This window comes from Corynebacterium confusum (assembly GCF_030408715.1).
GTDB lineage: Bacteria > Actinomycetota > Actinomycetes > Mycobacteriales > Mycobacteriaceae > Corynebacterium > Corynebacterium confusum.
On the sequence record NZ_CP047202.1, the window covers coordinates 932,504 to 956,873 of the forward strand.

Consider the following 24,370-nt stretch of genomic DNA (forward strand, 5'->3'; position numbering starts at 1 on the left):
TTTACAGACTCACGTCTTAACGCGGGGCCTATTCTGCCGGGGAAGAAGAGCCCTCGCCCTGCGCATCCGGGTCGTTGCCCAGTGCTTTCTCCACGCGGCGGGCGGCGCCGTCGAGGTGGGACTCGCAGGCCTTGGCCAGAGCCTCGCCGCGCTCCCAGTACTTCAGCGACTCGTCCAGGCTCATCTGGCCGAGCTCCAAAATCTTGACGGTCTCGATGAGCTCATCGCGGGCCTGCTCGTAGGTCAGGTTCTCCACGGGCGGGAAAGCGTCGTCGCCGGCCTGGCCGGTGCCGATGGTGTCTTCGTTCATACTGGTCTGCCTTTCTTAGTGGGGCGTAAGTTGCGATATTTAGGTTCTGGCTAGTCGGCCGGCTTGGCGGCCATCGCCGCGGCGGTGACGGAACCGTCGGCGACGCGGATGCGCAGCTGCGAGCCGGGCGGGGACTGCTGGTAGGAGGTGACCACCTCGGGCCCGCTGCCGTCGCGGGGCAGGACCTGGACCACGGAGTAGCCGCGCTGCAGGGTCGCTGCTGGCCCTAGCGCCGAGACCTGGGCGCGCAGGGCGCTGACCCGGTTGTTTTCGCGGTCCAGCAGGTAATTGACGTCGCGGCGCATGGTGGCGCGAGCGCGGTCGATCTCCTCGCGGCGCGCCGTGATTGGGGAGAGGGGATCGGCCAGCACCGGGCGGGAGCGGATATTGGCCAGGCCGCGGCGCTGGTTGTCCACCCAGCCGCGCAGCGCCCCGGCCATGCGCTGACGGGCCTCGTTGATCAGCGCCTTTTCCTCCATGACGTCGGGCACGACGCGCTTGGCCGCGTCCGTCGGGGTAGCCGCCCGCAGGTCGGCCACGTTGTCGAGCACCGGGCTGTCCGGCTCGTGGCCGATAGCGGAGACCACCGGGGTGGCCGCGGCCGCCGCGGCGCGCTGCAGGGCCTCCTCGGAAAACGGCAGCAGGTCCTCGACCGAGCCGCCGCCGCGGGCGATGATGATGACGTCTACCTCCGGATCCCGGTCCAGCTGCTGCAGGGCGTCGATGACCTCCGGGACCGTGGAGCGGCCCTGCACGGCCGTATTGATGACCCGGAACTGGACGGCGGGCCAGCGGTCCTGGGCCACGGAGATGACGTCGCGTTCGGCCGCCGAACCGCGCCCGGTAATCAGGCCGACCTTGCCCGGCAGGTAGGGCAGGCGCTTCTTGCGGGCCGGATCGAAAAGCCCCTCGGCGGCCAGCTGCTTGCGCAGCATCTCGATGCGGGCGAGCAGCTCGCCCAGACCGACGTGGCGGATTTCCGTGGTCCACAGCGAGAAGCTGCCGCGGCCGGCGTAGAAGGCCGGCTTGCCGCGGATGATGACGCGGTCGCCGTCTTTCAGAGGGGTCGGCAGGGAGCGGACCAGGTTGGTGGGGCAGGTTAACTGTACGGACTTTTCCTGCTCGACGTCTCGCAGGGTCAAGTAGGACAGCTTCCAGGTGTTCTTGACGTTGATCTGGGTCAGCTGGCCCTCGACCCAGAGGAAGCCTAGCCGCTCGATCCACCCTTTGACTTGGTCATTGACCTTGCCCACCGGCCACGGAGTATCCGGGGTATTCGCCGGTGCGTTCATGTGTGAGCTTCCTCCCGTTCTCCCGTGATTATAGGCGTTTGCACCCAGTCTATTGTTCTGCAGTGGGTTTCGTTATTCTGGGGGCATGACTGATGCTGGAAAGAATGTGCTTCTCGCGGCCCCGCGCGGGTACTGCGCCGGTGTGGACCGCGCGGTGGAGACGGTAGAAAAGGCGCTGGAGAAATACGGCGCCCCGATTTACGTGCGCAAGCAGATTGTGCACAACCGCTACGTGGTAGAATCCCTGGCCGAGCGCGGGGTGGTCTTCGTCGACGAGGCATCGGAGGCCCCCGAGGGCGCGCATTTGGTCTTCTCGGCACACGGCATTTCCCCGGCCGTCCGCCAGGAGTCGCAGCAGCGCCGCCAGCTGACCCTGGACGCGACCTGCCCGCTGGTGACGAAGGTGCACAAGGAGGTCCAGCGTTTCGAGCGCGACGGCTACCACATCCTCCTGGTGGGCCATAAGGGCCACGAGGAGGTTGAAGGCACCGCCGGCGAGGCCCCGGAGATCACCCACCTGGTCGACGGCGTGGAAGGCGTGGCGGAATTGCCGGAGTTCCTCCACGACGAAAAGCTCGTGTGGCTGTCCCAGACCACCCTGTCGGTCGATGAGACCATCACCATCGTCAACAAGCTGCGCGAGCGCTTCCCGCACCTGGAGAACCCGCCGTCAGACGATATTTGCTACGCCACGCAGAACCGCCAGGAGTCGGTGAAGGCCATCGCCCCCAAGTGCGACCTGATGATCGTGGTCGGCTCCCGCAACTCCTCGAACTCGGTCCGCCTAGTTGAGGTGGCCCTGGACGCGGGCGCGAAGGAGTCGCACCTGATCGACTTCGCCAAGGAGATCGACGAGTCCTGGCTGGACGGCGTGCAGACCGTCGGCGTGACCTGTGGCGCCTCCGTGCCGGAGCTGCTGGTGCGCGAGGTGCTCGAGTACCTCGACGAGCGCGGCTACAGCGACGTGGAGCAGGTAACCACCACCACCGAGACCATCCAGTTCGCCCTCCCGCGCGAGCTGCGCCCGGCTCGAACCAAGGTAGCCAAGGAAACCGCGGCCAACCAGTCTTAAACCCCGTCTCCCCATAACCGGGGCACAAGTAAAGCGGCGAGGCAGTCACGTGAAAGCAAGTGACCGCCTCGCCGCTTGTGTATATCTTGGCGCGCCTAGCCTTTCGCCTAGTCCTCGTAGAGGTTGTCGTCGCGGGAGGGAATTGGCCGCACACGGCGGGCCTGGGCCTTAGACTTCGGCGGGTACTGGCGCGACCTCTCAGCCGGCCGGCTGGTGGCCTCGCCGTAGCGGGGAAGGGAGGAGCCCGGCCCGCCGGCGCGGCGGTTGGGATTCGGGCGGTAGGCCTGCTGGTTGGCCTGCTCCTGCCGGCGCTGTTCGCGGTCGCGCTCGCGGACGCGGCCACCCCGCGGGGCGGGCTGCTCGGAGCCCTGCCCAAACGTGCGGCCCAGCGGGATATTGGCAGCCTGGGCGCGGCGCTTTTGCTCCTCGTTGCGCGCGATGAGCTCGGCCACGGTGAGCCGGCTGCTGCGTTCGCGGGCTCGGGCGCTGGTGTCACGATTGCGCTTGTCGGCGGCGGCCTCCGCCCGGCGGGCGACCTGGGCTTTCTCGCTTTCCGTACGGGCGTTAGAACGCAGCCGCCACAGCCGGAAGGCCATGATGGCGATGGACGCCAGCGTGGTCAGGAAGAACGGAATGAAGTGTTCCAGGAAGGGGAAGGCGCCGGTGACCAGGGCGGTAGTAGAAAACGCCGAGGCCCCCTCGTTGGCCCTTCCCTGGGTCACCAGCCAGCCGCAGAGCAGCGTGAAGACGGTGAAAAGCAGTGGGGAGGTGGCCACGGTCAGGTACAACCCCCGCGGGGCCACGGTGCAGGTGACAGCCAGAACGCTAACGATGTAACAGAGCAGGTACGGCCAGCCCAGGTCCCCGAAGAGCAGGGACAGGAGAAGCCCGGTGGTCAAAGCCGCAGCGACGATAGCAATGGCCATGCCGAGCGGCAGCCCACCGCGGGCCGTTCGAGCCTGGGTTTTATGAAAAGCGTTCGCATGTGACACGGGGCGTTATTCTACCTGCCGCCCATCGTGTCCTGGGAATCATTTAGCCGCGTGCCCTAAGTCTCCCAGGCAGGCCGGAGTTTTCGGGCCGGAGCCGGCAGCAGGCGGGGTGTAAAAGGCTAGTCGGACTCGGCGGCGTGGCGCGGGGAGGACTCCACCGGGGAAATCTGTGGCGGGTGCTTGTCCGTGCGGGCGGGGATGTCCATCTCCGCGAGCCGTCGGGAGGTGACCATGACGCGGCTGTCGAAGGAACCCAGCGTGGAGTTGAAGGCATCGACCGCCTTTTCCAGGTTGCGCCCCACCTTGTTGAAGTGCTCGCCCACCGTGTTGACCCGGCTGTAGAGCTCGCGCCCCAGGCGCTGGACCTCCCGGGCCTTGTCTGAGAGATCCTCCTGCCGCCAGCCCAGCGCCACGGTACGCAGCAGGGCGAACAGCGTGGTGGGGGTCGCGATGACAATGTTGCGGGAGAAGGCGAACTCCAAAAGCTCGGGGTCCACGCTGAGAGCGGCGTCCAAGAAGGGATCCGCGGGCACGAAGAGGACCACGAACTCCGGGGTGGGCTGGAAGGCCTCGATGTAGTCCTTGCCCGCCAGCGTGGTGATGTGGTTGCGCATCTGGTGGACGTGGTGGCGCAGGAAGGCCGCGTGTTCCTCGGGGTCCTGGGCCTCCAGCGCGTCGAGGTAGGAGCTAAACGGCACCTTCGCGTCGACGACGATGTGGCGCCCGCCGGACAAGTGGATCAATAGGTCCGGGCGGACTTGGTGGCTGCCAAAGTGGGCGGAGACCTGCGGGTTAAAGTCCACGTGCTTGACCATGCCGCCCAGCTCGACGACGCGCTCGAGCTGAATCTCGCCCCACCGGCCGCGCACATTGGGCGAGCGCAGCGCGGTGACCAGCTGGTCGGTCCTGTCGGACAGGCGGGTAGAGGTGCGCATCATCGCCTGGACCTGGCCGCGCAGGGAGGAAAACTCGCTGGCGCGGTCAGCCTCCAGCTCGCGCAGGTGCAGGCCCAGGCGGTCCATGGCCTTTTCCAGGGGAGCTAGTGATTCGGCGACGTCGGCGCGCCGCTGCTGGGAGGCCTGCAGGGCGGCCTGTTGTTGCTCGGCGGCGCTGGGGCCGGTCGTGGCGACGGTGGGCTGCCGGCGCTGCCAGTGGGAGTGCCCGAGCCACCCTAGGACCGCGCCGAGTGCCACACTGATGAGAAGAAAGGCAACCGTGGCGAGCGTGGAAGTACTCATGCCTTCTAACTTCGCACACCCGGCGGACGGAAGCCTTAAGATTCCTCCCGTGTTTCGAACATCCGCGCGATTTTGTTCTTCAGCTTTCGGATGCCGGTGCGGGCCGCCGGGCGTTCGTACTCCGGCGGCGGGGAGCTCAGATCGACCAATTCGCTCACGTCCGCGCCGTCGGGCTCGGGGGCTTCCTCGCGCCAATCCTGGCGCTGGCGCAGGCCCTGCTCTTGCTTGACGCGGCCGACGAGGTAGCCGGCCATGGTGGAGAACTCGACGTCGTCGGTGGTCTTCTCGCCGGATTGCAGCATGAGGATGTCCTGGACGTAGCGGTAGGCTACCGCGATCATCGCCGCGGCGGGCACGGCGAGGAAGGCGCCTACCAGATCGAAGAGCGCCGAACCCAGCGTGACGGAGACTAGGACGATAACCGGGTGCAGGCTCATCGCGCGGGCCTGCAGCCACGGCGAGAGCACGTTGCCTTCCAGCTGCTGAACCAGCAGGACCAGGCCGAGCACCATGAGGGCCTCGGTAAAGCCCAGAGAGACCAGGGCGATGGTCACGGACAGCGCGCCCGCCACGATGGCGCCAATGAACGGGATGAACCCGGCGATGAAGGTGATGATCGCCAGGGCCATCGCCAGCGGCACACCGATAATGGCGAGGCCGCCGCCGATGAAGATGGCATCGATGCCAGAGACCAGCGCCTGGGCTCGGATGAACCCGCCCAGTGTGTTCCAGCCCCGGGTGAGCAGCTCGGTCAGGTGCCAGCCGGCACGGCGGCCGACGCTCTCGCGCAGCCAGGGCAGGAATTTATGCCCGTCCTTAAGGAAGAAGAACGTTAGCACGGTGACAATCACCAGAGTGATCAGCAGGGAGGTCGCCGTGCCGATGCCGTTAAACACGGAGCCGGCGATGTCGCCGGCCTGAGCCTGCAGCCAGGAGGCAATGTCGTCGATGTACTGGCCCATGTCGTCGCTGTCCAGGTTCAGCGGCGGCCCCTGCGCCCACAGCTGCAGGCGCTGGATGCCCTCGACGGTCTGCAGGTACAGCGACTGCGACTGGCGCGCGAAATCCGGTGCGATGAACGCGATGAGGCCACCGACCAGCGCCACGAAGGTCAGCATGGTAATCGCCGCGGCCAGGGAGGCGGGGAAGCGGTGGCGACGCAGCCAGCCGGCAAACGGTGCCAACACCGTACAAACGATCAGCGCCAGAATGACCGGCAGGATCCCCTGCCAGAAGCTGCCGATGAGCCAGCCGAGGGCGTACACGAGCAGCCCAATGACGAAGACGCGCACCGACCACAGGGCGGTGCTGCGGATGTAGTGCCCGAGAACGACCAAGCGGTCGACCTGGTCGCCCGGTGGGTGGGGAGAGACCGACTTCAGTAAATTATGTTGGCCCTCCGCGGAGGTTATGGCCGGGTTGGCGGCTTCATCTTCTTGAGAACTCACGTTCACTATCTTGCCTTAAAAGGGCTTAAGAATGGGAAATACCTGCAACCGGCTGTCGGCTCCCGGCCCCAGGTGCGTTAGGATTGGGCACGTGAGTCTTACATTAGGAATTGTCGGATTGCCCAACGTTGGCAAGTCCACGCTGTTTAACGCCCTGACCCGCAGCGACATCTTGGCGGCGAATTACCCGTTCGCCACCATCGAGCCCAACGTGGGCTTGGTGGAGCTTCCCGATGCGCGCCTGAACCGCCTGGCGGAAATCTACTCCTCCGAGCGCATTCTGCCGGCGACGGTTTCCTTCGTAGACATCGCCGGCATCGTCAAGGGTGCTTCCGAGGGCGAAGGCATGGGTAACGCCTTCCTGTCCAATATCCGCGAGGCCGACGCCATCTGTCAGGTTGTGCGCGCCTTCTCCGACGACAACGTCATCCACGTCGACGGCCAGGTCAACCCGACCAGCGATATTTCGGTCATCAACACCGAGCTCATCCTGGCCGACCTCCAGACCATCGAAAAGGCCCTGCCGCGGCTGGAGAAGGAAGCCAAGAAGAACAAGGACCTGGCCGAGACCGTCGAGGAGACCAAGAAGGCCCAGGAGATCTTGGAGGACGACACCACTTTGTTCGCCGCCGCCAAGGACGGCAAGGTTAACCTCGATCTGCTCAAGGAACTGCACCTGATGACGGCGAAGCCGTTCCTCTACGTGTTCAACTCGGACGAGGAGGTGCTGACCGACGAGGCGAAGAAGGAAGAGCTGCGCCAGCTGGTTGCCCCGGCCGACTGCGTCTTCCTAGATGCCAAGACCGAGACCGAGCTGCTGGAGCTGGACGACGACGAGGCCCTCGAGCTGCTCGAGTCCGTCGGCCAGACCGAGCCGGGCCTGCAGACCCTGGCCAAGGCCGGTTTCAACACCCTCGGCCTGCAGACCTACCTGACGGCCGGCCCGAAGGAATCCCGCGCCTGGACCATCCACCAAGGCGATACCGCCCCGCAGGCCGCCGGCGTTATCCACTCCGACTTCGAGAAGGGCTTCATCAAGGCTGAGATCGTCTCCTTCGAGGACCTCGATGCCGCCGGCTCCATGGCCGAGGCCCGCAACCACGGCAAGGTCCGCCAGGAAGGCAAGGACTACATTATGCAGGACGGCGACGTCGTGGACTTTAAGTTCAACGTTTAACGCGGGCAGCCGCCGCCGGATTCTCGGCGGCGATTCCGGCCCGAATCTCGGGGACATTGTCGCGCTTCCTCATCTACGTGAGCTCCGCAACTCCGGTCAGCTCACCGCTACCCCCATCGTCGATAGCTTGAGCGAGCTCGACCACGACCACCTGATCTGGTGCACCGGTTTCCGTCCGGCACTTGGCTCATTCCGCCACCTTATGCGCGGCCGCGAACCTGAAGTGGAGAATCTGCATCTAGCCGGTTACGGCAACTGGACCGGCGACGTCACGGCAACACTGATGGGTGGGTCCCTTTGCCAAACACACTGCCCAGGTAGTCGCGGACCGTGTCGGTGAAGCTCAACATTAAAAGTGTGGCTCAGCGCTTCGTTTGCGCAGCCCGCAGGCCGTTCAAAATCACGATGACTTCGGCGACCTCGTGAACCAACACGACGGCGGCCAGGCCCAGCACGCCGCTGATCGCCAGCGGCATCAACACGATGATGATGGCCAGAGACAGCATGATGTTTTGGTTGATGATCCTGCTGCCTCGGCGGGCGTGCTGCAGAGCCTGCGGGATCAGCCGGAGGTCGTGGCCGGTGAAGGCGACGTCAGCGGACTCGATCGCGGCGTCAGAGCCGGCCGCTCCCATCGCTATGCCCACCGTCGCGCCCGCGAGTGCCGGCGCGTCGTTAATACCGTCGCCGATCATCGCCGTCGGCGTCTTGGAGGAGAATTCGGCGACGATGCTTGCCTTGTCCTCCGGGCGAAGCTCGGCGCGCACGTCGTCGATACCGGCGATTTCAGCCAGCGCCCGGGCGGTGCGAGTGTTGTCGCCGGTGAGCATGCTTACTTCCACGTCGTTGGCGTGCAGGGCCTGCACCGCTTCGGGCACCTCGGGCCGCAACTCGTCGCGGACCCCGATCGCCCCGGCGAGAGCGTCATCGACGGTGACCAGGACGCAGGTCTGGCCCTCGGACTCCATGCGCTCAACGTCCGCTTTCAGTGGCCCGGCGTCGATCCATCGGGGGCTGCCCACCAGCACCCGTCGGCCTTCGACGGTGCCACCGATGCCATGCCCAGCTTCCTCGCTGATGTCCGAGGCGGTGGGCGCTTCGGACCCCGCTGCCGCGATCGCCGCGGCGAGGGGGTGTGTCGATTGCTGCTCAACTGCCGCCGCGAAGGAAAGCACCTGCGTCCGATCGAATCCGTCTGCCGGGACCACTCCGGTAACCTCAGGCTGGTTGCGGGTAAGGGTTCCGGTTTTGTCTACTGCCAGGTGACGGATGCCGCCGAGTCGCTCGAACGCCGCGCCGGACTTGATGATCACTCCGAACTGGCTGGCCGCGCCGATCGCGGCCACGACTGTCAGCGGCACGGAGATTGCCAGCGCGCACGGCGAGGCTGCGACCAGGACTACCAGCGCACGGGTGATCCACGTCTCAGGGTCACCCAGGAGCGAGCCGATCACTCCGACCAGCACCGCCAGGATCATCACCCCGGGCACTAGGGGTTGGGCAATCCGGTCGGCGATCCGGGCGCGGTCGCCCTTTTCCGCCTGCGCTTGCTCGACCAGGTCCACGAGTGTGGTCAGCGAGTTGTCCGTTCCAGCTGCGGTCGTCTCGACCTCCAGCACCCCGGCGGAGTTGATCGCTCCCGCAGGCACTTCGTCGCCGGGCGCAACCTCCTCCGGAATGGATTCTCCGGTGATCGCTGAGGTGTCAAGGCTGGAGCGCCCAGACCGAATGATGCCGTCCGTGGCGATCCGCTCCCCGGGGCGCACGAGCATTAGCTCGCCAACCTCGAGGTCCTTCGCTGCGACCTCGGCCGCTGTGCCGTCGCGCAGCACCGTCGCGGTCTGCGGTACCAGCTTCAACAGTGCCCGCAGTCCGCCTTGGGCCCGGTCCATCGCCTTGTCTTCCAGTGCCTCGGCGATCGAGTACAGGAACGCTAGCGCCGCGGCCTCTCCGACGAATCCGAGGCTCACCGCGCCGACCGCGCTGATTGTCATCAGCAAGCCAATGCCGAGCTTGCGCTTCGTGACAAGGTTCCGGACCGCGCCGGGCGCGAACGTATACGCCCCTAGCAGCAGGCCGACCCAGAACAGTACTGTCGCAGGCGTCTCCAAGTCGGACCAGTCCAGCGCTAGCCCTATGCCGAGGGCTACGCCGGAGAAGATCGGTAGCAGCAGCTCGGGGTCCTTCCACCATGGCCGATCGAGATCTTCGATCTCCTTGTCGGGTTCGTGTTCGCATCCACACGCCGAGCTCATGCGTCCGCTCCTTTCACGCCGCATCCGGGCACCGAGCACTCAGGGTCGATGCACGGGGCGTTTTCGTCGACAGCCAACGTCGCGTTCACTAGCGCGTTGAGCGCTGTCGCGAGGTGCGGATCGGCGATTTCGTAGCGAGTCTTGCGGCCCTCTGGCTCGGCGACGATGATGCCGCAGTCGCGCAAGCAGGTCAGGTGGTTCGAGACGTTCGAGCGGGTCAGGTCCAGGTCGCGCGAAAGCACGGCCGGGTAGCTCGGGCCGTCGAGTAGGGTGATCAGGATTCGGGAGCGCGTCGGATCTGCCATGGCCCGGCCGAGCCGGTTCATGACGTCGAGACGTGAAGCAATAGTCAGCATGTGCTGAATTATACATTATTTGCTGAACTATTCATCACGTGCTGAACTGGCATTGGAGCGAAGGGCTTGCGACCTGCAGAAATTAGTCGATGGGGTAGCCGGTAACTGGGCTTTTGCGGTCTGGCTGCCAACCCAACGCGGGGGCGCGGTGCTTGGCGAAGTTATCCAAGATCTTCACGTTGTCGTCCACCGTGGCCATGAACGCCTCGAGGTGGGCGCGTGCCACGTCCGTGCCGTTGGGCGCTTCGCCCTTATGGCCGAAAGCCTGTGGCACGAAGTGGTGGACGCGGAAGGACGCGTTGTTCACGCCGATTTCGTCCGCAGCCTGGGCGATCTCCAGATGAGTCTTGGCGATCTTTTCCGCAGATGGCCCGCGCTAGCCACCGAAGGCGTAATGCCCGAAGCTTAAGAAGCCGAACGTTCTCATTGGATAGCACTCCGTTTGATGGTGTTAACGAGAGAGTAACTTTGCAACGAGATGTCGTGGACTTTAAGTTCAACGTCTAAGCCTGGATGCTTTCCGGCCCGGGGCAGTGTGCTCCTGGGCCGGATTTTTATGTGTGGCCGGTGTCCTAATCCACGGGACCAGCGAGCGGAGGTGTACTGTCCTCTCTTTTGGCAACACCCGTCACCAGTGCCCGCAAGGCAGCGACGATGCCGGCCGTGATGTCGTCCTGCGTTAGTCCTTCCGTGGTGAGCGCTCCGGTGGCGAGGGATTCCGCGCCGAGGGCCTGAGGCACGTGAATGAACCCGGCGCGGGCGGGCGTTCCGGCCGTGGCGTGCAGGGCCGTGAACATGGCGGTGTTGCACACGTAGGTGCCTGCGCTGTAGGAGACCTCCGCGGGCACACCTTCTCGGCGCACCGCCGCGGCCATGCCGGCCACCGGCAGGGTAGAAAAATACGCCGCCGGCGCCCCGGCACAGACCGGTTCATCTAGCGGCTGCGCACCGGCGTTGTCCGGGATGCGCGCGGCCATCACGTTGACCGCCACCTTTTCTATTGATAGCGCCCGGCGCGATTCCGCCAGGCCTAAGCACACGACGAAATCCGGACTCTGGCTTGCGATGAGCTCGCGCAATTGCCTCCGCGCGGCGGCGAACTCCACGGGCAGTACGGCGGTGGTGACGGCGGCGGCATCGGCAAGCGCGCTGTCGATGCCCGGCAATGCCGCGCGCGTCGGATTGTAAGAGCTCGGCCCGAACGGGCCGAAGGCGGTGACCAACAGGGAAGGCATGGTGCCAAAGTCTAGTGGCTTCCGGGACTAGCCTGGGGCTCATGCGTTTTAGCCAAGAAGAACTGGCCGCCTATCGCCGCGCCACCGTGCCGGATCTTCTGCCGGAGCCGCTGCGCTTGTTGTTCGTCGGCATCAACCCGAGCCTGTGGACCGCAGCGACCGGTGCGCCTGGACGACATCGCTAGCACACACCACCCGAAGGGCGTGGCCGTGCTGGGGATTACCGCCTACCGCAAGGCCTTTAGCCTGCCCAAGGCGGCCGTCGGGGAGCAGAACTCGCCGTGGGAGGGCACCCGCCTGTTTGGACTCGACAACCCGAGTGGACTCAACGGCCACGCTAGCGTCGCGGACCATGCGGCCGGGTACCGGAAGGTGGCCAAGGCCGCGGGCATCGAGATTTAATCCCGCGCGGAGCCGGAGACTGCGGCCTGGCAATCTTTGATGCGCAAGATGTAGTCAGCGGCGGCAATAACTGCGGCATCGTGCGTGGCGGCCAATACGAGTGCGCCCCCGTTTGCAGCTCGCCGCAGGAGCGCGATAATTTGGTCGCGGTTCGTGGGATCGAGGGAGGCGGTCGGCTCGTCCGCGAAGACATAAGCCGCGCCGCGGAGTAGGGCTCGGGCGATGGCCAGCCGCTGCTGCTCGCCTCCGCTGAGAATTGCTGCCGGCCCATCGAGGGGGACTTGAAGACCGACTTCGCGGAGGGAGTGCAGCAATTCTTCTTTGGAGTATTGCTTCCTGGGTAGCCCGAGGGTGAGGTTATCTTCGCAGCTCAATTCCGGAATGATTCCGTGGTCTTGGTGGATTATCGCCGCGCGTTCTCGCCAGAACCTCCGCCTCCGCTTCATCTTCCACGCGGAGGCATTCTCACCGTCTATCCGGATGAGACCGCCCGCCGGCTGCAGGAGCCCGGCCAAGGTGTTGAGCAGCAAAGTCTTTCCGGAACCGCTGGCCCCGGACATGGCCACAAAGCCCGGCCCGGATAGGGAAAACGTTGCATTTTCCACGAGGGACTTCTTCACCGTCCGCGTGCTGCGCCCCACAGAAAAAGTCGACTCCGCGGCGAGACAGAGATGAGAGGTGGAAATCTCCGGCGGCAGAGTGGGGGACTGATTGGGGCTAGCCAATGACATTGTGACTCCTAGGGGAGGCGGACATGTGCTGAGAAATACTGAGACGGACAAAACCGAGGTAGACGATTAAGACAAGGCAGCTTAGCGCAGTGAAGGTGTAGAGGAACGGGTTGGGAAGCAGTAGCGGAGCCAGGACGGACAATATGACGACAACAGTCAGGCTGACCAGTTGGCTTTTGAATAGTCGCCACATCGTTTTGTCCGGTGATTGCCCAGCGCTGTGGAGGAGTACCAGGAGGCGACGGTGAACTCGGAGCTGGATGCGCGCCTGGACTATCAAGGCCGCAAGCGTGGCGAGCAAAGCCCCGAGGGCGCTCAGGATACTCAGCCAGAACAGCGCCGTGCTGGCTACTAGTTCGGCCAGACCGCGATCGGCGGCGTGTACCGGGTAGACGTAGCCTTCGAGGCCGGCAGCGGTAAGTTCTGGACCCAGTTCCGAGAAATCCGCGAAGAGCAAATTTTTACTCGAAGCTGTGGAGCTTAGGAAGTCAGCGTCGAAGCCGGATAGATCGTCCGTTTCAAGCACGTAAAAACAATCGCCGGGAACCAGTTCCCCCGACATTGTTCCACTAATGAATCCGACCGCATGATCGGCACTGACCGGACCAATTTGCGCAGATTTAAGGAGCAGGTCGCCGGATTCCTGAGCCCACAGATCCACGGAAGCTGCGAAATGCTCTTGGGCTGCGGAATAGTCGACCGAGTGGTTGTCGTCTCCGGGACGGAACTGATAATCCTGCAGATCGTGCCATTGGCGGTTAGCAAGTGCCACGGGGCAGGAGTCCGGCACACCGGTAGCTTCTTTCGGCAAAGTATGGCTGAGGACAGCCCCGTGCTCCCGTTCCCAGCTGAGCGCGAAGTCGCGGAAGTTCTGCTGCACACTGGGCGGCAAGAGCTCGCCTTCTTCCACGCGGCCAGCAGGGCCGTCGAAGTTGGCTGAAAAATGCAAGGCTCCAAACTCCGCGAGAGATTTCCAGGTCTGTTGGGCCTCGGATTCCTGCTGGTAGGAGCGGAGCGCAGCCGCTGAGCTAAGACCCGCTGCTACAAAGGTCACGCAGGTAAAGACCGAAATTACTTTCAGCGCTTTTCCCGCCGCCTTCTCTGCGGGGGCACGCTGCCCCAGCAGCGCTACTGCGCGGCGCAACAATGGGGCGGTGACGGCTACGGCCAAACCGGTGGTAGCCAGGGCCAAGCCTATCCCGGCGGCGTAGAACCTGAGGAACAGGAGGGCAAAAGAATAGCTCCCTTGGCGGGCGAGGAATGTACTCGCAAGGCCAATGAGAACTAGGTGCGGGAGGATGACAAAGGTCCATTGCCGCCAATTGCCTTTTTGACTGCGGTGCCCGCCATTTATTGTGCGCAGCGCTGCCAATCTAAGACCGGAAACCCGAAGAACAAATACCAGGGCAAAAAGGGAAACGACAAATAGAAACAGGATCGCCACCAACGCGGGCAGGCGGAATACGACCGATTGGATGAGGTGAAGGAACTGCGTCTTTTCGCTTAGCCTGAGCCCGTCATTCCTGGCCGATTCGTAGAAGTGGTTCGCATTGCCACCCGTTGCTTTGGGAACCAAGACGTAGTCACCGTGGTAATCCAGCGACCCAAGCTCACTGGCCGCTTGGCTCAAGGCATCCGGCCGGTTGAGCCGGGGAATGCGTTCCGGTGCTGGATAATTTTGCTCCAGCGGGATGAAAACCTCGTGGGAAGTCCCGCTTGCGTCATCGGTGCCAGTCAGCCGGTAGATGGAGTAGCCGTTCTGCTCGGCCAATGAAACCAGTGAGTTACGGATTACCGTCGGTGCGTAGTCTGACTCAAGTTCCTCCGCGAGTGAAGTCTTAGGCTCGACGTAGTCAAGACTAAAGGTTGATTCGACCCCTAAGGACAAGGGCTTGGTGGAGTCAACCAGGGCTGTCAGCAGCCACCCAGTAGTCGCGATGACTGCAGCAAGAAGTAGGCTCAAAAGCCCAAGTACTAGGGGTCGAATGCGCATGAGTTCTAGCAGAAGTTGTAGTAGTAGCTGTCCTTAGTGCCCGGCAAATTCGTTGCCCAAAGCTCGGCGATCGACTTCTGGCCGCCGCGGGTGTTGATGCTTCGTTGCCTTCTGTCGTTGACGATCACAGTCGAAGTATGGCACCGATTCACGGTGAAATAAGAACGCGCCTTAGCGTCCCAGAATCCGTACTCCCAGGTACCGCCACCTGCAGGGTAGCGAACTTTCCGGCCGACAGATGCCCAGTAGGTTGTGAAGGCTGGTGCTGCCTCGCCGAGTAGCTCGGCCATCACACCGGAAGCAAAGCCTCCCTTGGCGCCGTGGTCTTGGAATTCTTCTGCGGAAGCAACGGCTGAGTTAGATACGGAAACGCTCAGAGCAGAGGCAATCAGCAGCGCTGCAAACTGCCGAGTGCGCTTTTTGGGGGTCATAACAGTCTCCCTTGAGAGAGGAAATGAGGCGGGATTGCCTCAAAAGGAAGACTACTGCAGGTGAATAAAAATAGGAATAGAAACAGTTTTCTAATTTAATCGGTACTTTTCGCACGCCTTTGGCTTGGTGGGACTTAGGCTGGTAGGGCGGTTGCCGACTCCGGTTCGTTTTGTCTTGAATTCACCGCGTACGGAGGGCTTCTGCAAGAACGAAAAAGGGCGCCTACGATCGGGGGCCGTAAGTTACTTTCGAATTTCAAGGAGTGATTGTTGTGGCTGATCTGTCCAACAAGACCGTTGCGGTTATCGCGACTGACGGCTTTGAGGATTCGGAGCTGACCTCCCCGGTCGAGGCCGTGAAGAACGCGGGCGCGACCGTGAGGATTATCGCCCCGAAGGGCGGCGTCATCGAGGGCAAGAATGGTACGAAGGTGGACGTCGATACCACCACGGCCCTGGCCAAGGGGCAGTCTTTCGACGGCATCATCCTGCCCGGCGGCACCGGCAACGCGGATACGCTGCGCATGGACAAGGACGCGGTTGAGCTGGTGGGCAAGCACGTCGATGCCTACCTGCCGCTCGGCGTCATCTGCCACGGCGCCTGGATCCTTGCGGACGCGGATGTACTCAAGGGCCGCACCCTGACCTCCTTCCCGTCCCTGCAGACTGACCTGCGCAACGCGGGCGCTACCTGGGTCGACGACGAGGTCGTTTGCGACCAGGGGCTGGTGAGCTCCCGCACGCCGGACGATCTGCCGGCCTTCAACGACAAGTTGGTCGAGGAGATTGCAGAGGGACAGCACTAAGCCCTGCTTGACGATGCCCGGTCGCCGGAACCTTGCTTCCGCGGCCGGGTTTTGCATGCCTAGTTCAGGCGCGCGCTCGAGCGGTGCCCCATGGTGTGGCGGTCGATGGCGCGCTTGAGCGGGGAGTAGTGCTCGACGACGACGCGGCGGTAGGCGTCGGCATCGCCAGCATAAAGGGCGTTGATGATGTCTTGGTGGGCCTCGACGGTCAAGTCGAGGTTCTCCGATAGGGCGATCCGCACGTGCGGGAGGACGGCCATGTGGACCTGCCAGAAGGCATCAGAAAGCTCTTTGATGAGGGGGTTGGACGTCACCGAGACCAACTGGGCGTGGAAGGCGCGGTCCTCGCGGGTGAACAACTCGCCCTTGGCGCGCCGGACGCGCATGCCCTCCACGATGGTCTGCAGCTGGGACATGTCTTCACCGCGGTAGTGACTGACCAGGTCGTCGGTCATCCATAGGTCGAGGGCCTGTCGGGTGTTGACCACGTCCAGGAGGCGCTCGAGGAAGTGGTCCGTGTCCAAAACGATACGGAAGACCATGCTCGTGACCATGGGGGACAGGGACATGTCCGCGACGTAGGTGCCGTGGCCGTGGCGCACCTCGACGATGTCCAGGCTCGACAGGGTGCGGACCGCCTCGCGCACGCTGGAGCGGGAACAGCCCAGCTCCTCGCACAGCGCGGCCTCGGAGGGCAGCATATCGCCGGTGGTCAGCCGCCGGGAGCGGATGTAGTTGATAATGCCGGTCACGGCATGGGCGGCGGCGCCGGAGTGGTTGAACATGGAGGGACTGACTTTCTAGCTCGGGGCCGGCGGACTCAGTTCCTTCTAGTTTAGTCGGTGTGCCCGGGCTGGAGTGAGTCGTTTCAGCGGCGGGCACGCTTGGCCGTCGGACCGCGGGTGTAGGCCGTGTTATTCCGACAGACGAAATTACCAATAACTAGCCGAGAGGAAAGTGCGACTATGTCTAAGGACATCAAGGACCTGCTCAACGCCACCGCCTACGACAAGGACGGCGAGAAGCTCGGCGACGTCAACGAGATCTTCGTGGACGACAACACTGGTAAGCCCACCTTCGTGGACGTCAAGCACGGTCTGTTCGGCATGAACAGCAGCCTGGTCCCGCTGCGCGGCCACGACTTCAACGGCGACGAGCTGCGTCTGGCATTCTCCAAGGATCGCATCAAGGATGCCCCGGACTTCGATTCCGACTCCGCACTGACCCCGGAACAGCAGAACGACATCTTCCGTCACTACGGCCTGGAGCAAGCCGAGGACCGCACCGAGTACCGCGACGTTAACCGCGAGCAGGACCGCACCAACGCCGATACCGCTGGCGTTGCCGGCGAGCGCACCGCTGCTAACAACGACGGCTCCATGATCCGTTCCGAGGAGCAGCTCAACGTCAACAAGGAGCAGGTCATCGAGACCCAGCGCCACACCGAGGATCTGCGCAAGGAGCAGATCGACACCGACGGCCTGGGCACCCAGGAAAAGAAGTAAACACTTCCCCGTCTAAATAGAACACCCCGGCAGGCCCCGCGCTTGCCGCGGTTTTGTGCTGCCAGCAGGTCTTCGCCTAGTTCTTGTCGTTGGTGAGGCAGTGCGTGGGCGGCTAAGTGGTAGTGATTAGGTATTTCGGTTCCAATAATTCCCGCTGCCGCGTGCAGCTTGCCACAACTCAAGACGGTGACCCATACGTCCGTAACGCATGCCGACAACGACAAGCTTTTCAACCCGACTTTTATCCTCGCGTGGATCGTAAACTTCGCGCAGTTCCTCGTCTTCTACATCCTGATCACCACGATGGCGGTCTATGCCGTCACCCAATTCGGTGCTTCCGATACCGCCGGTGGCTTCGCTGCTAGCTCCTTCGTCGTGGGCGCCACCGTGGCCCGGCTCTTTTCCGGCTACGTGGTCGACGCCGCGGGCCGCCGGTCCTCGCTCTTGGTGTCGCTGTTGCTGGTCGTGGTCAGCTGTGCTTTGTACTTCCCAGCGCACTCGCTGGCGGTGCTGATTCCCGTTCGCTTCGTGCACGGCGTGGGCTACGTGGTGGCCTCCACGGCGATTATGGCCGTGGCGCAAGCCGTGGTCCCGAACCGCAAGCGCGCCGAGGGGACCGGCTATTTCGCCCTCGGCACCACGCTGGCGACGGCAATCGGCCCGGCCATCGGCCTCTTTCTGGCCAACGGGCCGGGGTATACCACGATGTTTATGGTCGTCTCCGCGCTTACCATCATCGATGTTGTCGTCGTCTTGTTCCTCAAGGTTCCGGAGAAAAACCGCGATTACCGGCCGAAATTCACCTTGGCGGCGGTGGTCCACCCGCGGGTCGCCCCATCGGTATGTTCATGTTCCTGGTGGGCATCGGTTACACCGGCGTCGTGACCTTCCTTAGCTCTTATGCGCACGCGACCGGCCTGACCGCCGGCGCCGGCATCTCGACCATGTTCCTTTTCCTCGATTTGGGCGTGGGGCTCGGCCCGATCTTCCTGGGCATGCTCATTTCTTCTACCGGTTACTCGGCCATGTACTGGTTGCTCGCCGGCCTCATTGTGGTGGCGGGCTGCGTCTACTACCTCGTCCACGGTCGCACCGACGCCGCCAAGGGCAGCAACTTGCACATTGAAGACATTTTGAGGTGCGCCCTTCGCGCTCACGGGGAGTGGGTTCTGGTGCAGTCGGGCGGTGTTGGTGACCGCGAAGGGTTCATAAAGGGGGGATTGGTGCCTGGTGGCCGGGCGGGTGCGCCCTTCGCGCTCACGGGAAGCGGATTCTGGTGCAGCCGGGCGGTGTTGGTGACCGCAAAGGGTTCATGAAGGGGGATTGGTGCCTGGTGGCCGGGCGGGTGCGCCCTTCGCGCTCACGGGAAGCGGATTCTGGTGCAGCCGGGCGGTGTTGGTGACCGCAAAGGGTTCATCAAGGGTGTGGAAGGCATGAAAAAGCCCCCCGGAGGGGCTTGGGCGGTACCGGCTTAGGCGGCAGGTTGCTTGGACGGCTCGATGATGTCGCCGACGCCGTGCTCGGCAGCGTCCCAGACTTGCTTGTCCTGGATGCCGGCGCGCTTGGCGACGATGGTGGCGCACACGGACTGGCCGGTGACGTTGACGGCGGTGCGGCCCATGTCGATGATGGGCTCGATGGCCAGCAGGAGGCCGACGCCGGCCAGGGGCAGCCCCAGGGTGGACAACGTCAGGGTCAGCATGACGGTCGCGCCGGTGGTGCCCGCGGTGGCGGCCGAGCCGATGACCGAAACGAAGATGATGAGCAGGTACTGGGTCGGGCTCAGCGGGATGTCGTAGAACTGGGCGACGAAGATGGCCGCGATGGCCGGGTAGATGGAGGCGCAGCCGTCCATCTTGGTCGTCGCGCCCAGCGGGATGGCGAAGGAGGCGTATTCGCGTGGCACGCCCATGGCCTTCTCGGTAAAGCGCTGGGTCACCGGCATTACGCCCATGGACGAACGGGTGACAAAGCCCAGGGAGAACACGGGCCAAACTCGCTTGTAGAAGCCCATGACTGGGACGCGGTTGTAGGCCAGCACGGCCGGGTAGACGACCAGGATGACCAGGGCCAGGCCGACGTACATGGCGAGGACGAACTTGCCCAGGGAGGCGAGGGCGTCCCAGCCGTAGGAGGAGACGGCCTTACCGATGAGCGCGGCGGTACCGATAGGTGCCAGGCGGATGATCCACCACAGAACGACCTGGATGACCTTGAGGAAGGACTCGGTGAAGTTCAGGAACGGGTCGGCGGCCTTGCCGGCCTTGACGGCGGCGATGCCCAGTGCCAGGGAGACGACGAGGATCTGCAGGGCACCGAAGCTCAGCGAGACCTCGTTGTCGCTGAAGGAGGCGCCCAGACCGATGAAGTTTTCCGGGACGATGGACTGGAGGAAGCCAAGCCAGGAGCCAACGTTGCCGGGTTCCGCGGCGGTGGAGGCGTCCACGGTGGTGCCCACGCCCGGCTTCATGACGACGGCGACGAGGATGCCGATGACTACGGAAATCAGGGCGGTGATGGCGAACCAGATGAGGGTGGAAATCGCCAGGGAGGCGGCGTTGGCGACCTTGCGCAGGTTGGCGACCGAGGTGATGACCGCGGCGAAAATCAGTGGCGGCACCATGACCTTGAGGAGCTGGACGTAGGCGGAGCCGACGCCGGTGAGCAGGGAGGTAAGCCAGTTGGGTTCCTCGGAGGTGCCGCCCATGCCGGCGGCGATGAAACCGAGGATGAGGCCGATAATCAGGCCGGCGATAACTTGGGCGCCGAAGCCGGTGGCCCACTTGGGCAGGCCGGAGGAGCCGCGGGTGTTCTTATCGTCGGCAGGCGTGGCTGCGGACGAGGGCGTGGAAGAGGACATGAGAAACCTTCTTTAGAAATGAACCGACTAGGTTGGGAAAAATAGACAGGGTAGTTCTTTAAATTGCCTGTTCCACCTTAGACCCTGGCAGGTTAATCGCACAATCCTGGGCGCCCTAGCCGGCCGTCGAAACTACTGGCAGAATGGGGACATGGCTCTGCAAACACTGGATGACTCGCAGCTGGAACGCATTCTCGTGGTGGTGGCGCATCCGGATGATGCCGAGTACGGCATCTCCTGCGCGGTCAAGCAATGGACCGACGCCGGCAAGGAGGTGGCCTACTTACTGGTCACGGCCGGCGAGGCCGGAATTAGGAGCCTGCCGCCGGAAGAATGCGGCCCGCTGCGCACCGAAGAGCAGCGGCGCGCCTGCGCGGCCGTCGGGGTCGAGGACTTGGAAATCCTGGACTTCCCGGACGGGCTGGTGGAGCACTCGCACGCGGTGCGCCGGGCCATTGCCGCCAAGATCCGGAAGTTTCAGCCGGACACCGTCGCCATCATGATGTTCGGCCTGCAGGCGCGCTGGGGGCTCAACCACGTCGACCACCGTGCGGTGGGGGTGTCCACGATTGACGCCATCCGGGATGCCGACAACCCCTGGATCTTCCAAGACTTGGACCTGCCGGCCCACAAGGCGCAGCGGCTGCTGGTGGCTAACGACCCGGACAGTACCCACGTGCAGACGTTGAGCGGGGAAGCGGTGGCTGGTGGGGTGGCATCGTTGAGCGAGCACAAGCGCTATCTCGAAGAGTTGCCCGACCATCCGCGCCCGGAGGATTTTATCCCGCAGATGGTCGCGATGGACGGCGGCTACGGGCTCCGCGTCCGCGTCTACGATCCGGTTTAGAACGCAGGAACTTGACGCGGCAACGAAAAGCCGTGGCAGCGGCTCTAACAGGGCTTAATTAGGATAGCCTTTCTGGAAATCGGGCGGTCTGCGCCGTAGATTGAGGACATGTCTAAATTTAGCCCTCTCAACTGGCCTGTCGTGCGCCAGTTCCGCTCGGGTGACGCCTTCGGACGGGACGTTAATACCCAGTCCACGAAGAGTCAGCACCTGCACGGTCGGACCGCGGAGGCGGACAAGGTTGTCCAGTCTGTGTGTCCCTATTGTGCGGTGGGTTGTTCCCAGCGCGTCTACGTCAAAGATGACAAGGTCATTCAGATCGAGGGTGATCCGGATTCGCCGGTCTCGCGCGGCCGCCTGTGCCCGAAGGGCTCGGCCTCGGAGCAGCTGATCAACTCCGAGTCCCGCCTGACCACCATCAAGTACCGCGCGCCGTACGCCACCGAGTGGCAGGACTTGGACACGGATACCGCGATGGAGATGATCGCGGACCGCTACCTGGAGTCCCGCCGCAACGGCTGGCAGGACACGGACGATTACGGCCGTCCGCTCAACCGCACCATGGGTGTGGCTGGCCTGGGCGGGGCGACGCTCGATAATGAGGAAAATTACCTGATTAAGAAGCTGTTTACCGCCACGGGCGCGGTGCAGGTCGAAAATCAGGCCCGCATATGACACTCCGCCACCGTTCCCAGTTTGGGAACTTCGTTTGGCCGCGGCGGCGCAACTCAGCCGCTGCAGGATATGGCGAATGCGGACTGCATCGTCATTGAGGGTTCGAACATGGCCGAGTGCCACCCGGTGGGCTTCCAGTGGGTGGTTGAGGCCAAGAAGCGTGGTGCCCGCATCATCCACGTGGACCCGCGGTACACGCGTACCTCTGCCTTCGCGAACCGACACATCGGTATCCGCGGTGGCACGGACGTGGTGCTGCTCGGTGCGTTGATCAAGTACATGATCGACAACGATCTGTACTTCCACGACTACGTGGTCAACTACACCAACGCGCCGACCATCATCAGTGAGGACTACCTGGACACTGAGGACTTGGACGGGCTGTTCTCCGGCTTCGACCCGGAGACCGGCAAGTACGTCAACGACTCGTGGCAGTACGTCAAGAAGGACGAGGGCCAGGCGTGGAACGTGGAGCGCGACGAGACCCTGCAGCACCCGAACTCGGTGTTCCAGATTCTCAAGCGTCACTACGCGCGCTACACGCCGGAGATCGTGGAGGAGACCTGCGGTATCTCGCAGGAGGACTTCTACTACCTGGCGGAGTCGATCGCGGATAACTCCAAGCCGGATCGTACGACGTGCTTCGCCTACGCTTTGGGCTTTACCCAGCACACGCTGGGCGCGCAGTTCATCCGTACGGCGGCTATCCTGCAGCTGCTGATGGGCAACGTCGGTCGTCCGGGCTCGGGCATCATGGCGCTGCGCGGGCACGCCTCGATCCAGGGCTCGACGGATATTCCGACGCTGTTTAACAACCTGCCGGGCTACCTGCCGATGCCGAACGTCCAGGACGACGGCTGGGACAACTACGTGGCCAACTTCGCCAAGCCGGGCTCGAAGGGCTTCTGGCACATCGGCGAAAACTACGCCGTGTCCCTGATGAAGTCTTATTTCGGCGACAACGCCACGAAGGACAACAATTGGGGCTTCGACATGATGCCGCGCCTCTCCGGGGCGCACTCGACCTACGAGACGCTCATGGGCATGCTCGACGGGCAGGTCGAGGGTTATCTGGTCTTCGGCCAGAACCCGGCGGTGGCGCAATCCAACGGTGGCATGCAGCGCCGTGGCCTGGCCGCGCTGAAGTGGCTGGTGGTCCGCGACTTCCAGGAGATTGAGACCGCGTCCTTCTGGCACGACTCCCCGGAGATTAAGACCGGCGAGCTCAAGACGGAAGAGATCGGCACGGAGGTCTTCCTCATGCCGGCGGCCACCCACGTGGAAAAGGCGGGCACTTTCACGCAGACGCAGCGCATGCTGCAGTGGCGTTTCAAGGCTGTCGATGCCCCAGGCGACGCCACCAGCGAGCTGTGGTTCTTCTACCAGCTGGGTAAGAAGATCAAGGAGCGCTTGGCGGATTCCACTGACCCGCGTGACCGCGCCATCCAGGCGCTGGCGTGGGACTACGAGGAAAACGAGGAGGGCGAGCCGCACTCGGAGGACATCCTCAAGGAGATCAACGGCTACTACCTGGACGGCCCGAAAAAGGGCCAGCTGCTGCCGGCGTTCACGGAGATGAAGTCGGACGGCACCACCTCGGGTGGTTGCTGGATCTACACCGGCGTCTACAAGGACGGCATCAACCACTCGGCCAAGAAGGTCCCGGGCTCGGAGCAGAACGAGGTCGCTCTGGAATGGGGCTGGGCGTGGCCGGCGAACCGCCGCATCCTGTACAACCGGGCATCGGCGGCGCCGGACGGCACCCCGTGGTCGGAGCGCAAAAAGTACATCTGGTGGGACGCCGAGGCCGGCAAGTGGGCCGGCGACGACGTGCCGGACTTCCCGGCCACGCTGCCGCCGGATTACAAGGCGCCCATCGACGCGGTGGGCCCGGCTGCCCTGGACGGTACGGATGCCTTCATCATGCAGACCGACGGCCGCGGCTGGCTGTTCGCCCCGTCGGGCCTGTCGGACGGTCCGCTGCCGACGCACTACGAGCCGCATGAGTCTCCGGTGCGCAACATCCTGTACAAGCAGCAGCAGTCGCCGACGCGCTTGACCATCAAGCGCCCGGACAACCTGTCGAAGCCGGAGGCCGGCACGCCGGGATCCGAGGTCTTCCCGTTCGTCTTCTCCACGTACCGACTGACGGAGATGTACACCTCGGGTGCGATGTCGCGCCGCCTGCCGTACCTGGCGGAGCTCCAGCCGGGGCTGTTCTGCGAGGTCTCCAAGGCCCTGGCAGAAAAGCGCGGCCTGGAAAACGGCGGCTGGGCCACGATTGTCTCGCCCCGCGGTGTGATCGAGGCGCAGGTGTTGGTCACCGACCGCATGGAGCCGTTGGTCATCAACGGCCAGGAGTTCCACCAGTTGGGTCTGCCGTTCCACTACGGCGATTCCGATAACGTGGTCGTGGCCGGCGACGGCCCGAACGACCTGCTGGGGCTGACGCTGGAGCCGAACGTGTTCATCCAGAACTCGAAGATCGGCGCCTGCGATATCCAGCCGGGCCGGCGCCCGCGCGGCCAGGCCAAGTTGGAGCTGCTGCACGAATACCAGCGCCGGGCCAACCTGGACCTGGATTCGGGCAACCAGTTGGTTGACGTGCTCGATGAGTTCACCATCGAGTCCAAAAATGCCGATGAAGACGGCGGCACCGGCACGGACCGGACCGCCGGCAACGTGGCGGACGACGAAGGAAAGGAGTTCTAGGTGACTGACGTTTTGGGCGCTAATTCCAACGCG

The 24,370-nt window shown here is 63.8% G+C and carries 19 protein-coding genes and 3 pseudogenes; 8 read left to right on the forward strand and 14 right to left on the reverse strand.

The window, feature by feature from the left end:
- Positions 1-28 precede the first annotated feature (28 nt).
- Both CCONF_RS04435 and xseA read right to left on the reverse strand, forming a co-directional pair.
- Entirely contained in the window at positions 29-310 is a 282-nt protein-coding gene (locus CCONF_RS04435) for an exodeoxyribonuclease VII small subunit (protein WP_290225641.1), read from the reverse strand.
- A gap of 50 nt (positions 311-360) precedes the next feature.
- A complete protein-coding gene (gene xseA, locus CCONF_RS04440; RefSeq protein WP_290225643.1) occupies positions 361-1,602 on the reverse strand; it encodes an exodeoxyribonuclease VII large subunit in 1,242 nt (413 codons plus the stop codon).
- Between the two features lie 85 nt (positions 1,603-1,687).
- Here xseA and CCONF_RS04445 point away from each other — a divergent pair, with 85 nt between their 5' ends.
- On the forward strand, positions 1,688-2,674 hold the full coding sequence (locus CCONF_RS04445) for a 4-hydroxy-3-methylbut-2-enyl diphosphate reductase (RefSeq protein ID WP_290225646.1): 987 nt from the start codon (positions 1,688-1,690) through the stop codon (positions 2,672-2,674).
- A 107-nt stretch (positions 2,675-2,781) separates the two neighbouring features.
- On the opposite strand, the gene CCONF_RS04450 is transcribed toward CCONF_RS04445, so the two are convergent.
- From CCONF_RS04450 to CCONF_RS04460, 3 genes are all read right to left on the reverse strand, one after another.
- Positions 2,782-3,666, reverse strand: coding sequence for a DUF6542 domain-containing protein (locus CCONF_RS04450; protein ID WP_290225649.1), 885 nt, complete (start codon positions 3,664-3,666; stop codon positions 2,782-2,784).
- Positions 3,667-3,785: 119 nt separating this feature from the next.
- Positions 3,786-4,904, reverse strand: a complete 1,119-nt coding sequence (locus tag CCONF_RS04455) for a DNA recombination protein RmuC (protein ID WP_290225651.1) — start codon at positions 4,902-4,904, stop codon at positions 3,786-3,788.
- A 35-nt stretch (positions 4,905-4,939) separates the two neighbouring features.
- Positions 4,940-6,316, reverse strand: coding sequence for an AI-2E family transporter (locus CCONF_RS04460; protein ID WP_290226251.1), 1,377 nt, complete (start codon positions 6,314-6,316; stop codon positions 4,940-4,942).
- A 127-nt stretch (positions 6,317-6,443) separates the two neighbouring features.
- Here CCONF_RS04460 and ychF point away from each other — a divergent pair, with 127 nt between their 5' ends.
- Entirely contained in the window at positions 6,444-7,529 is a 1,086-nt protein-coding gene (gene ychF / locus CCONF_RS04465) for a redox-regulated ATPase YchF (RefSeq protein ID WP_290225653.1), read from the forward strand.
- A 362-nt stretch (positions 7,530-7,891) separates the two neighbouring features.
- On the opposite strand, the gene CCONF_RS04470 is transcribed toward ychF, so the two are convergent.
- The 4 genes and pseudogenes from CCONF_RS04470 to CCONF_RS04485 form a co-directional block, all read right to left on the reverse strand.
- Positions 7,892-9,784 carry a heavy metal translocating P-type ATPase gene (locus CCONF_RS04470; RefSeq protein WP_290225656.1) on the reverse strand — a complete coding sequence of 631 codons (1,893 nt, stop codon included), beginning with the start codon at positions 9,782-9,784 and terminating at the stop codon, positions 7,892-7,894.
- Complete coding sequence (gene cmtR / locus CCONF_RS04475; protein ID WP_290225658.1) at positions 9,781-10,140, reverse strand: Cd(II)/Pb(II)-sensing metalloregulatory transcriptional regulator CmtR; 360 nt, start codon at positions 10,138-10,140, stop codon at positions 9,781-9,783. Before cmtR ends, CCONF_RS04470 begins: the two co-directional genes overlap by 4 nt.
- A gap of 178 nt (positions 10,141-10,318) precedes the next feature.
- Positions 10,319-10,567: pseudogene (locus CCONF_RS04480) on the reverse strand (hypothetical protein); the annotation flags it as partial.
- Between the two features lie 145 nt (positions 10,568-10,712).
- Complete coding sequence (locus tag CCONF_RS04485) at positions 10,713-11,375, reverse strand: pyroglutamyl-peptidase I (RefSeq protein ID WP_290225660.1); 663 nt, start codon at positions 11,373-11,375, stop codon at positions 10,713-10,715.
- Positions 11,376-11,416: 41 nt separating this feature from the next.
- Between CCONF_RS04485 and CCONF_RS04490 the strand changes: the two are divergent.
- Positions 11,417-11,777, forward strand: a pseudogene (locus CCONF_RS04490) (uracil-DNA glycosylase family protein).
- On the opposite strand, the gene CCONF_RS04495 reads toward CCONF_RS04490, so the two are convergent.
- The 3 genes from CCONF_RS04495 to CCONF_RS04505 are packed head-to-tail and all read right to left on the reverse strand — an operon-like array spanning position 11,774 to position 14,932.
- Positions 11,774-12,508 (reverse strand): ATP-binding cassette domain-containing protein, encoded by a 735-nt coding sequence (locus CCONF_RS04495; protein ID WP_290225662.1) that lies wholly within the window; start codon positions 12,506-12,508, stop codon positions 11,774-11,776. The pseudogene CCONF_RS04490 and the gene CCONF_RS04495 overlap by 4 nt on opposite strands.
- The gene (locus CCONF_RS04500) at positions 12,495-14,501 is read right to left on the reverse strand and encodes a bacteriocin-associated integral membrane family protein (RefSeq protein WP_290225664.1); all 2,007 of its coding nucleotides are present in this window, start codon (positions 14,499-14,501) and stop codon (positions 12,495-12,497) included. The genes CCONF_RS04495 and CCONF_RS04500 overlap by 14 nt, the downstream gene beginning before the upstream one ends.
- 5 nt (positions 14,502-14,506) lie before the next feature.
- A complete protein-coding gene (locus tag CCONF_RS04505; protein ID WP_290225666.1) occupies positions 14,507-14,932 on the reverse strand; it encodes a lactococcin 972 family bacteriocin in 426 nt (141 codons plus the stop codon).
- Positions 14,933-15,204: 272 nt separating this feature from the next.
- Here CCONF_RS04505 and CCONF_RS04510 point away from each other — a divergent pair, with 272 nt between their 5' ends.
- Complete coding sequence (locus tag CCONF_RS04510) at positions 15,205-15,738, forward strand: type 1 glutamine amidotransferase domain-containing protein (RefSeq protein ID WP_290225670.1); 534 nt, start codon at positions 15,205-15,207, stop codon at positions 15,736-15,738.
- 59 nt (positions 15,739-15,797) lie between these two features.
- On the opposite strand, the gene CCONF_RS04515 is transcribed toward CCONF_RS04510, so the two are convergent.
- Complete coding sequence (locus tag CCONF_RS04515; protein ID WP_290225672.1) at positions 15,798-16,523, reverse strand: FadR/GntR family transcriptional regulator; 726 nt, start codon at positions 16,521-16,523, stop codon at positions 15,798-15,800.
- 180 nt (positions 16,524-16,703) lie between these two features.
- On the opposite strand from CCONF_RS04515, the gene CCONF_RS04520 reads away from it, so the two are divergent.
- Both CCONF_RS04520 and CCONF_RS04525 read left to right on the forward strand, forming a co-directional pair.
- Positions 16,704-17,243 (forward strand): PRC-barrel domain-containing protein, encoded by a 540-nt coding sequence (locus CCONF_RS04520; RefSeq protein ID WP_290225675.1) that lies wholly within the window; start codon positions 16,704-16,706, stop codon positions 17,241-17,243.
- A gap of 186 nt (positions 17,244-17,429) precedes the next feature.
- Positions 17,430-18,334, forward strand: a pseudogene (locus CCONF_RS04525) (MFS transporter); the annotation flags it as partial.
- Between the two features lie 380 nt (positions 18,335-18,714).
- On the opposite strand, the gene CCONF_RS04530 reads toward CCONF_RS04525, so the two are convergent.
- Complete coding sequence (locus tag CCONF_RS04530) at positions 18,715-20,103, reverse strand: dicarboxylate/amino acid:cation symporter (protein ID WP_290225677.1); 1,389 nt, start codon at positions 20,101-20,103, stop codon at positions 18,715-18,717.
- Positions 20,104-20,254: 151 nt separating this feature from the next.
- Between CCONF_RS04530 and CCONF_RS04535 the strand changes: the two genes are divergently transcribed.
- Together CCONF_RS04535 and fdnG are read left to right on the forward strand one after the other, a co-directional pair.
- Positions 20,255-20,950: a PIG-L deacetylase family protein gene (locus CCONF_RS04535; RefSeq protein WP_290225680.1), complete on the forward strand. Its 696-nt coding sequence runs from the start codon at positions 20,255-20,257 to the stop codon at positions 20,948-20,950.
- Positions 20,951-21,058: 108 nt separating this feature from the next.
- Positions 21,059-24,337, forward strand: coding sequence for a formate dehydrogenase-N subunit alpha (fdnG, locus tag CCONF_RS04540; RefSeq protein ID WP_290225682.1), 3,279 nt, complete (start codon positions 21,059-21,061; stop codon positions 24,335-24,337).
- Positions 24,338-24,370 lie beyond the last annotated feature (33 nt).